9 protein-coding genes are annotated in these 13,012 nt (G+C 62.3%); 5 read left to right on the forward strand and 4 right to left on the reverse strand.

Features of this window, described 5'->3' with window-relative positions:
• Nucleotides 1-26 precede the first annotated feature (26 nt).
• Together LAD35_RS15280 and LAD35_RS15285 are read right to left on the reverse strand one after the other, a co-directional pair.
• A complete protein-coding gene (locus LAD35_RS15280; protein ID WP_224149856.1) occupies nucleotides 27-2,264 on the reverse strand; it encodes a RelA/SpoT family protein in 2,238 nt (745 codons plus the stop codon).
• Nucleotides 2,265-2,303: 39 nt separating this feature from the next.
• The gene (locus LAD35_RS15285) at nucleotides 2,304-3,239 is read right to left on the reverse strand and encodes an alpha/beta fold hydrolase (protein WP_224149857.1); all 936 of its coding nucleotides are present in this window, start codon (nucleotides 3,237-3,239) and stop codon (nucleotides 2,304-2,306) included.
• Nucleotides 3,240-3,320: 81 nt separating this feature from the next.
• Between LAD35_RS15285 and LAD35_RS15290 the strand changes: the two genes are divergently transcribed.
• The 4 genes from LAD35_RS15290 (at nucleotide 3,321) to LAD35_RS15305 (ending at nucleotide 7,461) form a co-directional block, all read left to right on the forward strand.
• Entirely contained in the window at nucleotides 3,321-4,103 is a 783-nt protein-coding gene (locus LAD35_RS15290) for a 3-hydroxybutyrate dehydrogenase (protein ID WP_224149858.1), read from the forward strand.
• Nucleotides 4,104-4,407: 304 nt separating this feature from the next.
• On the forward strand, nucleotides 4,408-5,139 hold the full coding sequence (gene ompR, locus LAD35_RS15295) for an osmolarity response regulator transcription factor OmpR (protein WP_021027409.1): 732 nt from the start codon (nucleotides 4,408-4,410) through the stop codon (nucleotides 5,137-5,139).
• 156 nt (nucleotides 5,140-5,295) lie between these two features.
• Nucleotides 5,296-6,813, forward strand: coding sequence for a sensor histidine kinase (locus LAD35_RS15300; protein ID WP_224149859.1), 1,518 nt, complete (start codon nucleotides 5,296-5,298; stop codon nucleotides 6,811-6,813).
• A 246-nt stretch (nucleotides 6,814-7,059) separates the two neighbouring features.
• On the forward strand, nucleotides 7,060-7,461 hold the full coding sequence (locus tag LAD35_RS15305) for a GFA family protein (protein ID WP_224149860.1): 402 nt from the start codon (nucleotides 7,060-7,062) through the stop codon (nucleotides 7,459-7,461).
• Nucleotides 7,462-7,571: 110 nt separating this feature from the next.
• Here LAD35_RS15305 and ispF read toward each other — a convergent pair whose 3' ends face one another.
• Both ispF and LAD35_RS15315 read right to left on the reverse strand, forming a co-directional pair.
• Nucleotides 7,572-8,051 carry a 2-C-methyl-D-erythritol 2,4-cyclodiphosphate synthase gene (ispF, locus tag LAD35_RS15310; protein WP_377780137.1) on the reverse strand — a complete coding sequence of 160 codons (480 nt, stop codon included), beginning with the start codon at nucleotides 8,049-8,051 and terminating at the stop codon, nucleotides 7,572-7,574.
• Between the two features lie 135 nt (nucleotides 8,052-8,186).
• A complete protein-coding gene (locus LAD35_RS15315) occupies nucleotides 8,187-9,083 on the reverse strand; it encodes an IspD/TarI family cytidylyltransferase (RefSeq protein WP_224149862.1) in 897 nt (298 codons plus the stop codon).
• A 247-nt stretch (nucleotides 9,084-9,330) separates the two neighbouring features.
• Here LAD35_RS15315 and mfd point away from each other — a divergent pair, with 247 nt between their 5' ends.
• Nucleotides 9,331-12,819 (forward strand): transcription-repair coupling factor, encoded by a 3,489-nt coding sequence (gene mfd, locus LAD35_RS15320; RefSeq protein WP_224149863.1) that lies wholly within the window; start codon nucleotides 9,331-9,333, stop codon nucleotides 12,817-12,819.
• Nucleotides 12,820-13,012: the final 193 nt, after the last annotated feature.

A 13,012-nucleotide genomic window follows, 5' to 3' on the forward strand; every position in this document is an offset into this window, starting at 1 on the left:
TTTTTAGCGGCCGGACACACCCGAGGTTACCGCCGCCGCGCCGAACGCACGCCGGAAACCGTGGCTACTGCAGCCAGCACCTTGGCCAGCCGGCCCGAATCCGAAATCTCCACGGTGAAAGTCATCCATGCCGTTCCTTTGACAGACTGGGTCTGCACGCCGATCACATTCGTCTTGTCCCTGGCAAAGACTTCGGAAATATCGCGCAGCAGGCCCTGGCGGTCGTGCGCCTCCACCGCCACATCCACGGGATACACGGCTTCGCTGGCCGCCTGGCGTCCACCATAGCCCCACTCGACTTCGATCACGCGCTCCGGATTGCGCGCGCGCATCTCCCGGAAATTGCTGCAGTCGCAGCGGTGCACGCTCACACCCTTGCCCCGGGTGACAAAACCGCCAATCACATCCGGAGGCGCGGGCTTGCAGCATTTGGCCAGCTGGGTCATCAGTGAATCAACACCCACCACCAACACCCCGCCCTTGCCAGAGCCATCGCTCGCCTTGCGCGGGCGGTTGAGCAGTAATTCGTCCTGCGGTGCTTGTGGTTCAGGCGGGCGCAGTATGTTTTCGATGGCACGCAGCGATAGCTCGTCTTTGCCAACCACCTCGAACAACGCCTCGGCAGTCTTGAAGCCCAGTTGCTCCGCCAGGTCATCGTGCTTGAGAGACGTCTTGCCCTCCCTCTGCAGCAGTTTTTCCACCAGTTCGCGACCCCGGCTCACGTTCTCGTGGGTGATCTGTGCATTGAACCAGGCGCGCACCTTTGCCTTGGCGCGCGAGCTGACCAGGTAACCCAGCTCGGCATTGAGCCAGTCACGCGACGGCCGCCCTTCCTTGACAGCAACCACTTCCACCGTCTGGCCGTTCTGCAGCGCGGTGTTGAGTGGCACCATCTGCCCATCGACCTTGGCACCGCGGCAGCGGTGGCCCAGCTCGGTGTGGACGGAGTAGGCGAAATCGACCGGGGTGGCACCCTGGGGCAGCTCAATCACAGCTGCGTCCGGAGTCAGCACGTAGATATGGTCATCAAACAGACCACTGTCCTGCGTCTGCCCGACCAGATCCTTGCGCCATGCCAGCAGCTGGCGCAGCACGGCAATCTTGGCGTCGTAATCACTGCTGGCAGTGACACCCGCATAGCCCTTGGCCCCGGCTTCCTTGTAGGCCCAGTGCGCTGCCACGCCATTTTCGGCATGGTCATGCATGGCCTGGGTGCGGATCTGGATTTCAATGGCCTTGCCATTGTCATCGCGCACCACGGTGTGCAGCGATTGGTAGCCGTTGGGCTTGGGCTTGGCAATGTAGTCGTCGAATTCAGACTCGATGGGCGCGAATGTTTCGTGCACAAACGACAAGGCTGCGTAGCAATCTTTCACCGTGGGCACCACCACACGCAAAGCGCGGATGTCAAACAATTGCTCGAAATCCAGCGACTTGCCTCGCATCTTCTTGATGATGCTGTAGATGTGCTTGGGCCTGCCCGCCACGGTGGCGCTGATGCTGTGGGAACGCAGCGCCGATTCGAGCCGCTCGCGCAGGGTCACCATGTACAGCTCTCGCTCCACACGGGTCTCGTCCAGCAGCTTTGCTATCTTCTTGTAGGTGTCGGGCTCCAGAAAGCGGAAGGACAGGTCTTCCAGCTCCCATTTGATCTGCCAGATGCCCAGCCGGTTGGCCAGTGGCGCAAACACCTGCAGGCTCTCGCGCGCAATGGCCGGCGACACCGGCCTTTTGCTGGCGGCGTACCAGCGCAGGGTCTGCAGGCGTGAGGTGAGCCGCAGCATCACCACCCGCAGGTCGCGCGAAAACGCCAACAGCATCTTGCGGATGTTCTCGGTCTGGGTGGCAGGGTCGTCCACCAGATGGCCGGCATCGGCCTGGCGTGCCTGAGCCTGCACCTTCATCAGCGCAACGGTCTCGACTGCCAGCGATGCATAGCTTTCGCCAAACACCTTGCCAATGACTTCGCGCGGCTTGTTCAGCTGTTCGCTGGCGTGCACCAGGTAGGCTGCGGCCTGCATCGCTTCGGAGCCCCCAATGTGCTTGAGGATGGCTGCCACCGCATCGGCGTGCTGCAACGCGTTTTCACCCGTATCCAGGGTTTCCTCGGCAATCAGGGGCAACGCGAAGGAGCGTGCCCGGGCCAGCACATCGTCCTGTGCAGGCAGTGCATGGGCGGTTGCAGCCACCAGAGGAGAAACCGGCTCTGCCGGAAGATGTTCTGCGCCGGGCGCAGGCTGAGCGACTGCCGTCAAACTTTTCATGTTGTCACCACACTCTTGCACTCCCCCGCCAGGAATGCACTACGAACCGCACAAAAAGGCCAGCACCGCAGCTACTTGATCAAAAGATACCAGGGTGGGCGCATGGCCGACCCCCGCAAATTCAATGACGCGGGCTCTGGGCCCGCGTTCCGCCATAGATTGGGCTGTTTTGGCAGAAAGCAAGTCCGATTCTGCACCACGCAGCACCAAGGTATCGGCACCAATGCTGTCATACAGTTGCCAGAGGAGCTGCTCGCCTGCGGCTGCCATCTCCGGTGTCATGGCCCGCATGGGCTCACCAATGGCCGGGTCGTAATGCAGGCGCACTGCCAAGCCGCTTTCAGGCCGAAGCATCGGACGCGACAGCGCGAGCCACTCATCCGGCGTATGCGGACCAAAACCCCGGGACAGTTGCCACAGCGCCTCCACCGCCTGCGCTTCGCTGGCATATACCATGTTCTTTCCGACATAGCCACCGATACGGACGAGCGATGCCGGCTCGATAACCGGCCCCACATCGTTCAACACCAGGCGCCGGATCGGCACAGGCAGCACCGGCTGAATGCTTTTTTCTCCCGCCAGCCCCATGCCGATCAGGCCACCCATACTCGTGCCAACCCAATCGAGACTGCCAATGGGTGCCGCCTTGTGCACCTGCTGCAGCAGCGCCAGCATATCGGCCACATACAAGGGCACCTGGTAGCCCTGGGGATTGTCGAGCCAGTCGCTGTAGCCCCGCCCTACCACATCAGGGCAGATCACCCGCGCATGCAGCGCCAGTTGGCTGGCCAGTGCATCAAAATCGCGCCCCTGCCGCGTGAGCCCATGCACGCAGACGATGACATGCGGATGCCGCAGATCGCCGGTATGGTTCCATTCCCAATAGGCCATGCGGTGGGTGGCATTGCTCCGCCCTGCCTCCGTATTGCCAGCGACCGCACAGGTGACATATTGCAAGCGTGGTTGTTCAAGCATGGTTTTCCAAGTGGCAGGCCACCCTTGCATTTGGTTTAGGATGGCCGGTGGGAATGAACCAATAGTAACTGGAGATACTGAATGCTGAAAGGTAAAACCGCGCTGGTCACCGGATCGACAAGCGGCATCGGCCTGGGAATTGCGAAGGCACTGGCGCGCCAGGGCGCCCACACCATCCTCAATGGCTTTGGCGACGCCGAAGGCCCGAAGGCCGAAGTACGCGACGCCACGGCCGGGTCTGGCGCTCGCATTGGCTACCATGGCGCCGACATGAGCAAGGCCGCAGACATCGAAGCCATGTTTGCCTACGCCGCGCAGGAGTTTGGCCAGGTGGACATTCTGGTCAACAACGCTGGTATCCAGCATGTGGCCAATGTGCAGGATTTTCCTGTGGAACGCTGGGACGCCGTCATCGCCATCAACCTGACAAGCGCCTTCCACACCAGCCGGCTCGCACTGCCTGCCATGCAAAAAAGCGGCTGGGGCCGCATCATCAATGTGGCCTCGGTGCACGGCCTGGTGGGTTCTGCCGGTAAATCGGCCTACGTGGCGGCCAAGCACGGCATTGTGGGCCTGACCAAGGTGACTGCACTGGAAAACGCAGCCTCGGGCATCACCTGTAACGCCATCTGCCCCGGCTGGGTGCTGACCCCCCTGGTACAAAAGCAGGTAGACGCCAAAGCCGAACAACTCAAGATCAGCAACGAAGAAGCCAAAAAGCTGCTGCTGGGAGAGAAAGAGCCTTCGATGCAGTTCACCACCCCGGAAGAACTGGGCGAGCTTGCGGTGTTCTTCTGCTCCCCCGCTGCCAACAATGTGCGCGGCGTCGCCTGGAACATGGACGGCGGCTGGGTGGCCCAATAAAAACGGTTTCAATCCTGCACACCAACGGCGCGCATTGCGCCGTTTTTTTCACCCTTTTCATGTAATGCTTTAATTGCATAACCAATGAAACATTTTTCACAGACCCATAGCAATCTAAAAAAATTAATGAAATTTCACGAAAAATAGAGATAGAAAACGGAAATTGAGAACTTGATAGCCTTTCCAGCCATGCATATGTAACGCAAATTTTGTAACTTAGCGTCAAATTTTGGTCCAAAAACGCCTTTTTTCTGAAAAAGAGGTCAAAATGTAAAAGTTACAAATCAGCTGGAGGAAATCACCCATGGTGACTGCAACCAACCGTGTAGACAAAATTCTGGTCGTGGATGACGACGCCCGTATCCGCGACCTGCTGCGCCGCTACCTGTCGCATGAAGGTTTCGAGGTCATGATTGCCGAAGACGGCAAGGGCCTGCAGCGCATCCTGCTGCGCGAAACCGTCGATCTGATCGTGCTGGATCTGATGATGCCCGGTGAAGACGGCCTGTCGATCTGCCGCCGCCTGCGCGCCAGCAACGACCGCACCCCCATCATCATGCTGACCGCCAAGGGCGAAGACGTGGACCGCATCGTTGGCCTGGAAGTGGGCGCAGATGACTACATCGGCAAGCCTTTCAACCCGCGTGAACTGCTGGCCCGTATCCACGCCGTGTTGCGCCGTCGCCCACCCCAGGAAGCGCCTGGTGCGCCTTCCGGCGAAAACGAAGTGGTCAACTTCGGCCCCTTCACATTTGACATGAGCACCCGGGTGCTGACCAAGGATGGCGAAGAGCTACCCCTGACCACGGGCGAATTCGCCATGCTCAAGACCCTGGTACGCCACCCCCGCCAGCCGCTGTCGCGCGAAAAGCTGGCCCTGCTGGCACGTGGCCGTGAGTTCGAACCCTTTGACCGCAGCCTGGACGTGCAGGTCTCGCGGCTGCGCAAGCTGGTCGAAGTCGACCCCGCAGCGCCGCGCTACATCCAGACCGTGTGGGGCGTAGGCTATGTGTTCGTGCCAGACGGCGCCAACTGATCACGCTCTTCATAGAGAACGAGTTGCCAACCGCCCCCAGAGCCCCTGCGGGCGGTTTTTCTTTGCCGGTGCCCAGATTTTCAGCGTCATCTGCTCCATTTGCGCATGGCGCACAATGCTGGAAGACTGCACAGCCCTTTTGAATTGATTTCCCTCATGGCATCCAACCCCGCTCACGACGCAGACCACTCCGGCCTGACACCGCTGGAAGGCACGGCCGGTGCCCGAGCACGCGCCAGCAAGCGCACCCGCGTGGGCCTCAACCTGTTCTGGCGCACTTTCTTCCTGCTGGCCATTCTGCTGACCGGCAGCATTCTGGCCTGGGTGCAGACCCTGCGCTCCCTGGAGACCGAGCCACGCGCCATTCAGACGGCGCAGCAGATTGCCTCGCTCGTCAACCTCAGCCGAGCGGCGCTGCTGCACTCAGACGCGATTGCCCGCGTATCCCTCGTCAAGACCATGGCCGACCAGGAAGGCGTGCGCATCGTGCCGCGCGAGCCCAAGGACACCTACGAGCCCATGGATACCTCCACGCCGCTGGGCGCGCGCCTGACGCAGGAGCTGACACGTCGCCTGGGCCCGGGAACCGTGGTGGCCAGCAGCGTCAACCACGAAGAAGGCCTGTGGGTGGGCTTTACCATCGATGGCGACCAGAACTGGTTCCTCATCGAGCCCTCGCGCTTCAACCCTGCGGGCGGCAAGACCTGGCTGATCTGGGTGCTGACGGCAGCAGCCCTGTCGCTGGCGGGTGCTGCCGTGATCGCAGGCCTCATCAACCGGCCGCTCAAGCAACTGTCAAGCGCCACCAACCGCCTGCGCGAGGGCGATTTCGCCGCGCAGCTGGACGAAGACGCGGTCACCAGCGAAATCCGTGAAGTGAACATCGGCTTCAACCGCATGAGCGAACGCCTGGCCAAGCTGGAGCAGGACCGGGCGGTCATGCTGGCGGGTATCTCGCACGACCTGCGCACGCCGCTGGCGCGGCTGCGGCTGGAGACCGAAATGAGCGTGTTCGACGATGTGGCCCGCGAGCACATGGTGGCCGACATCGTGCAACTCGATGCCACCATCGACAAATTCCTGGATTACGCGCGGCCCGATCATGCTGCCAAGCTCACCCCCGTCAACGTCTATGGCGTCGTGTCGTCCTGCGTCTACGCCGTGCAGGACCACCAGGAGCTGCAGATCAACATGACCGTGCCAGAAGAGCTGATGGCCAGCGCCGATGAGATCGAACTCTCGCGCGTGCTCTCCAACGTGCTGGAAAATGCGCGCCGCTATGGCAAATCGCCCGGCACCAACTACACACGGGTGGACATCACCGTCAAGTTCAGCGATACCACCGTCACCATCCGCATGCGCGACCATGGCCCCGGCGTATCCGCAGACCAGCTGACCAACCTCACCAAGCCCTTCTTCCGGGGCGACACCGCCCGCACCGCTGCAGCGGGTGCTGGCCTGGGTCTTTCCATCGTCGAAAAAACCGTGCAACGCATGGGCGGACGCCTCACCATGGCCAATGCATCCGATGGCAGCACCGGCCTGGTCACCAGCATCTATCTGCGCCGCGCACCTGACCAGCCCCAGGGCAAGGAGCCCAAGCGCCGCCTGCAACGTCCGCAGATCAAGCGCCATCTGCCCGGCCAGCCCACCAACCTGGGAGACCTGCAGTAACAGAGGCACAGCGGGTTGGAGTGAAATCGGGCGACTTCTACGCACTGGCCCTTGCTTGCCACCCCGGTGCAAGCTGCGGCCCAACGCATCGAACCCATCCCGATTGCACTCCAACCCGGCTGCGCAGAGATCGCAAACACATTCTTAAGCACCGGCACTCGGGCGTCATTCTCATTTGAACAGTTGTGCCGAGCGGCCGACCATGTCTAGAATGCGGGCACACTCCCATTCTCCAAGGAAGCTGCCATGCAAGCCCAGTGCCTCTGTGGCGCCGTTCATGTGACTGCGCCCACCTTTCTCCAGGTTCATGTCTGCCATTGCACCATGTGCCAGCGCTGGAATGGAGGCCCGGGCTTCAGTCTCGAAGGCGGAACCGAAGTGGAAGTGAGCGGCCCCGTCACCCGCTACGCCTCGTCGGAATGGGCGGAGCGCGCCTTCTGCAGCCGCTGCGGCACCCATCTGTTCTACCGCCTGGTGGAGAACAATGCGCACTACCTGTCGGCCGGCCTTTTCCAGGACGAAGACGGCTTGCAGCTCACCCAGCAGATCTACATCGACGAAAAGCCCGCCTACTATGCGCTGGCCAATGAAGTGTGCACCCTGACGGGCGCGCAGTTCATGGCCCGGCATGAGGGCGGCGAGGCTTGAGCAGAACATTCAAGGAAGTGCCCCGCTCCCCACAATAGGATCAGTTGCCGCCAAACCTGATCCACAAGCCGCCAGGGCCTTTCCGGAAAGCGCCTCCAGCCACCAAAGCCCTACAAACCCGCGCGCACCAGCAGCACCACGGCACGCGCTTCCATGGCGGCACCCTGCCCCACCGGCCCCATTTTCTCTGCGGTCTTGGCTTTGACGTTGACCTGTGCCTCGTCGATACCCAAGGCCCTGGCGATGCTGGCACGCATGGCGGGAATGTGTGGCGCCAGCTTAGGGGCTTGCGCAATCACCGTGCTGTCGACGTTGTTCACCACCCAGCCCTGCTCGCCCACGCGGCGCATGGCCTCGGTCAGCAACACGGCCGAATTGGCGCCGCAAAAGCGTTCATCCGTGTCCGGAAAGTGTGTACCGATATCACCCAGGCCCGCAGCGCCCACCAGCGCATCGGTAATCGCATGCAGCAGGGCATCGGCATCCGAATGCCCCAGCAAGCCCGCCGTATGTGGAATGGTGACGCCTCCCAGCACCAGATCGCGCCCTGGTACCAGCGCATGAATATCCCAGCCTTCACCAATCCGCATTGCCAACATCACGTACCTTTTTCATTCAAGTTTCAGTTAAACATTCCATGCATGCCCATCCCATGTGGGGCTTGCTTTCGAAGGCCTCATTGCCTGCAGCACGCCCCAGGCAACTCAGCAATTAGCCTCCAGCCCTTATTCATCGCGCGCCGCCTTGCCAAAAATGATAGCAATCTGGCTTTCTCCTGCGGCCATGCGCTGTGTCAACAAGGCCTCTGCCAGCGCAAAATCGTCTGGATAGGTGATCTTGAAATTGAAGCTGCTGCCCGCCACCAGGCGCGGGTGCAGGCCGGCGGCTTCAATGGCGCTTGCCTCGTCCGTTACATCCTGGCATTGCGCCAAGGCATCCAGCAAGGTGCCAATCCGGAACATCTGCGGCGTCTGCGCCAGCCACTTGTCGACACGCGGCAAGGTCGTGCTGACACGGCTTTGTCCATGCGCGTCAATTTTTGCGGCTTTGAGCGTGTCGGGCAACGGCAGGGCCAGCAAGCCGCCCACGGCATCTGCCGCACATTCCTGCATCAGCTGCTCGATCTGGCCGGGCTTGATGAGGCAACGCGCCGCATCGTGCACCAGAACCCAGTCATGGCGCTGTGCGCCTTGATCGAGCAGGCTGCGCAGGCCGCCCGCCACCGTATCGGCACGCGTGGGCCCTCCACAGGGGCTGATCGCAAAGCCAGCGTGCGCGTAGCGCTGCAGAAAATCATCACCACTGCTCACACCCACCAGCACGCCGGCGAGCGGCTTGACCGCCATGAAGGCAGCCAGGGTATGCAACACCAGGGGCCAGCCCGCCACCTTCTGGTATTGCTTGGGCACGTGGGCCGGACGCGTGGCATCCACCGCTCGCGCGCCCACACCGGCGCAGGGCAGAAAAGCCCAATACCGGGCAATCACGTCACGGCTTGCCTCGTCCAGCGTCTGCGTGGCCGCACCCGTGTCTGCGGGCAATGGCGCTGGCTGCGGAATCGCTGCAGCAGGTGCGGCTGCGGGCACCACAGGGATCAAATCATTGCGGACAGACTGGTTCATGCGTCTATTTTAGAATGGTCCGGACTTTTGATTTGACGCACGGAGCCTGGGAAGGCTCTGCAAAACCCTCACCGGATGGAATGGACGCGGATCGCCCGAGACCACGCTCAGGCCATGGCAGCGAGGTTTGCAGAGGCCCCCTTGGGCTTTCCGTGCTTTTGTTGTTCTGCTTCCCGCTGCTAGCCCGCTACCAGCGGGCTCAGTTGTTGTGAAGGTAACCCATTCGCCAAGATGGGTTGTTGATACCATGGATCTCCCCAAACTCACCGCCGGCAAACGCTTCCAGTCCCCGATGCCGCCCGGCAGCGCCGACGCATTGCTGCTGGCGCGCCTGGCCGAACGCGAAGCCTCGGGCAAGCGTGTCACCGCCATCGTCACGGCCGATGCGAGCGACGCGCATCGCCTGCAGGACGAGATGGCTTTTTTTGCGCCCGAGCTGCGCACCGCCCTTTTCCCGGATTGGGAAACGCTGCCGTACGACACCTTTTCGCCGCACCAGGATCTGATCAGCGAACGCCTGGCCACGCTGTGGCGCATCAGCCAGGGCGAGGCGGACGTGGTGCTGATCCCCGCCACCACGGCCCTGTACCGCCTGGCGCCGCCATCCTTCCTGGCAAGCTATACCTTCGCCTTCCAGGCCGGGCAGAAGCTCGACGAGGCCAAGCTCAAGGCGCAGCTCACGCTGGCTGGCTACAACCATGTGTCGCAGGTGGTCAGCCATGGCGAATACTCCGTGCGGGGCGGGCTGATCGATCTGTTTCCCATGGGCTCGCTCGTGCCCTACCGGGTCGATCTGTTTGACGACGAGATCGACTCCATCCGCACTTTCGACCCCGATACCCAACGCAGCCTGTACCCGGTCAAGGACGTGCGCCTGCTGCCTGGGCGCGAGTTCCCCATGGATGACGAGGCGCGTGCGCGCTTTCGCAACCGCTGGCGGGAGCTGTTGGAAGGCGACCCGACCAAGAGCCGCATCTACAAGGACATGGGCAACGGCGTGGCCACGGCCGGCATCGAATACTACCTGCCGCTGTTCTTTGACAGCACCGCCACCGTGTTTGATTACCTGGGGGCGCACGCCACCTTGGTGCTGCATGGCGATCTGGAGCCCGCTTTCCAGCGCTTCTGGCAAGACACCAAGGACCGCTACCGGCTGGTGCAGGGTGACCCGGAGCGCCCGGCGCTGCCGCCTGAAACCCTGTTCCTGACCGCAGACCAGTTCTACACCACCGCCAGGGAAACAGCCCAGTTTGCGCTGCGCCCGCAGGTGGAGGATGTGGAGGACGCAGCCGTTTTCCAGAAACTGGAAGACCTGGCCGTGGTGCGCGGCGCCGAAGACCCGCTTGCCAAACTGCAGCGGCACATTGCATCCGGCAAGGCACGCACGCTGCTCTTGGCGGAAAGCGATGGCAGGCGCGAGAGCCTGCTCGATTTCTTCCGTGCGAGCGGCCTGAACCCGCCAGCCTTTGATTCGCTGGCCGAGTTCCAGCAGACCACGGACGAGAAAATCGGCATCGCCACTGCTGCGCTTGCCAAGGGCTTTCGCTGGGCCGAGCAAGGGATCGACTTCGTCACCGAGACCGAACTGTTCGCCGCCACCGGCAGCGCACGCCGCCGCCGCAGGCAGGAACAGGCCAGCGATGTCGAGGCGCTGATCAAGGACCTGTCGGAGCTCAAGGTCGGCGACCCGGTGGTCCATGCCCAGCACGGCATTGGCCGCTACCATGGCCTCATCAACATGGATGTGGGCCAGAAGAACCCCGACGGCTCGCCCGCGCTGCAGGAGTTTCTGCACCTCGAATACGCAGACAAGGCGGTGCTGTATGTACCGGTAAGCCAGCTCGCGCAGATCAGCCGCTACACCGGAGTATCGGCAGACGAAGCTCCATTGCACAAACTGGGCAGCGGCCAGTGGGAAAAAGCCCGGCGCAAGGCCGCAGAACAGGTGCGCGACACGGCCGCCGAGCTGCTCAACATCTACGCCCGCCGCGCCGCGCGCGAGGGCCACGCCTTCCGCTATAGCCCGCAGGACTATGAGCAGTTCGCCAACGACTTCGGCTTTGATGAAACCGCCGACCAGCGCGCTGCCATCCACGCGGTGATTCAGGACATGATCTCGCCCCGCCCCATGGACCGGCTGGTGTGCGGCGATGTGGGCTTTGGCAAGACCGAGGTTGCGCTGCGCGCAGCCTTTGTCGCAGTGACCGGCGGCAAGCAGGTCGCACTGTTGGCGCCCACCACCTTGCTGGCCGAGCAGCACTACCAGACGCTGGTAGACCGTTTTTCCAAGTGGCCGATCAAGGTGGCGCTGGTGTCGCGCTTCCGCTCAGGCAAGGAAGTCAATGCCACCATCAAAGGGCTGGATGACGGCACGGTCGACATCGTGGTGGGTACGCACAAGCTCCTGTCGGAGAAGACCCAGTTCAAGAACCTGGGCCTGCTCATCATCGACGAAGAGCATCGTTTCGGCGTGCGCCACAAGGAAGCCATGAAGGCCATGCGCGCCGAGGTGGACGTGCTCACGCTTACCGCCACCCCCATTCCGCGCACCATGGGCATGGCGCTCGACGGGCTGCGCGATCTGTCCGTCATTGCCACGGCGCCGCAGCGGCGCCTGGCCATCAAGACCTTTGTGCGCAACGAAGGCACCGGTGTCATCCGCGAAGCCGTGCTGCGCGAATTGAAGCGCGGCGGCCAGGTCTACTTTCTGCACAACGAGGTCGAGACCATCGAGAACCGGCGCCAGAAGCTGGAAGAAATTCTGCCCGAAGCACGCATCGCCGTGGCCCACGGCCAGATGCCCGAGCGCGAGCTCGAACGCGTGATGCGCGACTTCGTCGCCCAGCGCTACAACATCCTGCTGTGCTCGACCATCATCGAGACCGGCATCGACGTGCCCAGCGCCAACACCATCATCATCAGCCGTGCCGACAAGTTTGGCCTGGCCCAGTTGCACCAGTTGCGTGGCCGCGTAGGCCGCAGCTATCACCAGGCCTACGCCTACCTGATGGTGCCGGACATGGAAGGCCTGACCAAGCAGGCGGCGCAGCGGCTCGAAGCCATTCAGCAGATGGAAGAACTGGGCAGCGGCTTCTACCTCGCCATGCACGACCTGGAAATCCGGGGCGCGGGCGAAGTGCTGGGCGACAACCAGAGCGGCAACATGATGGAGATCGGCTACCAGCTGTACAACGAGATGCTGTCCGAAGCCGTGCGCAGCCTGAAAAACGGCAAGGAGCCCGATCTGCTCTCGCCGATGGCGGCCACCACCGACATCAACCTGCACGCCCCGGCCCTGCTGCCCAACGACTACTGCGGCGATGTGCACCTGCGCCTGTCGTTCTACAAGAAGCTGGCAACCGCCAAGACGGCCGACCAGATCGACGGCCTGCTCGAAGAAATCGTCGACCGCTTCGGCAAGCTGCCGGCGCAGGCGCAGACGCTCATCGACGTACACCGCCTGCGGGTGCTGTGCGAGCCGTTTGGCGTGCAGAAGGTCGATGCGGCGCCGGGTGTGATCAGCATCAGCTTCCACCCCAACCCGCCCATCGACCCGATGACCATCATCGGCCTGATCCAGAAGAACAAGGCCATCAAGCTGGCTGGCAACGACAAGCTGCGCATCGAACGCGCCCTGCCCGAGGTAAAGGACCGCGTGCAGATGGTGCGCGATGTGGTGCGCAGCCTTGGCAAGCCGCTGGCAAACACCCCCAGGACCGAAGGTGCAACGGCGTAGAGTTGGCACAGAAAATATAGAAATATGACCGATGGCGCGCGCCCACTGTGCGCCAGCACTCTTTTATTCATAGCAAATTCTTCCCAGTCCTGCCCCGGTGGCCTCGATCCTCGTACCGCGCCATGGACAGCGCCTCTGGGTAGAATCAGCGCCAGACGCCCGCAGCGCCCAAGCAGCGACCCCATCCACGAAA

Source organism: Comamonas odontotermitis, from assembly GCF_020080045.1.
Classification (GTDB): domain Bacteria; phylum Pseudomonadota; class Gammaproteobacteria; order Burkholderiales; family Burkholderiaceae_C; genus Comamonas; species Comamonas odontotermitis.

Excerpts from the sequence above, each read along its gene's own strand:
- LAD35_RS15285 (WP_224149857.1), bottom strand. The coding sequence starts at position 3,239 with ATGCTTGAACAACCACGCTTGCAATATGTCACCTGTGCGGTCGCTGGC.
- LAD35_RS15280 (WP_224149856.1), bottom strand. The coding sequence starts at position 2,264 with ATGAAAAGTTTGACGGCAGTCGCTCAGCCTGCGCCCGGCGCAGAACAT.
- LAD35_RS15290 (WP_224149858.1), top strand. The coding sequence starts at position 3,321 with ATGCTGAAAGGTAAAACCGCGCTGGTCACCGGATCGACAAGCGGCATC.
- LAD35_RS15305 (WP_224149860.1), top strand. The coding sequence starts at position 7,060 with ATGCAAGCCCAGTGCCTCTGTGGCGCCGTTCATGTGACTGCGCCCACC.
- LAD35_RS15315 (WP_224149862.1), bottom strand. The coding sequence starts at position 9,083 with ATGAACCAGTCTGTCCGCAATGATTTGATCCCTGTGGTGCCCGCAGCC.
- ispF (WP_377780137.1), bottom strand. The coding sequence starts at position 8,051 with ATGCGGATTGGTGAAGGCTGGGATATTCATGCGCTGGTACCAGGGCGC.
- ompR (WP_021027409.1), top strand. The coding sequence starts at position 4,408 with ATGGTGACTGCAACCAACCGTGTAGACAAAATTCTGGTCGTGGATGAC.
- LAD35_RS15300 (WP_224149859.1), top strand. The coding sequence starts at position 5,296 with ATGGCATCCAACCCCGCTCACGACGCAGACCACTCCGGCCTGACACCG.
- mfd (WP_224149863.1), top strand. The coding sequence starts at position 9,331 with ATGGATCTCCCCAAACTCACCGCCGGCAAACGCTTCCAGTCCCCGATG.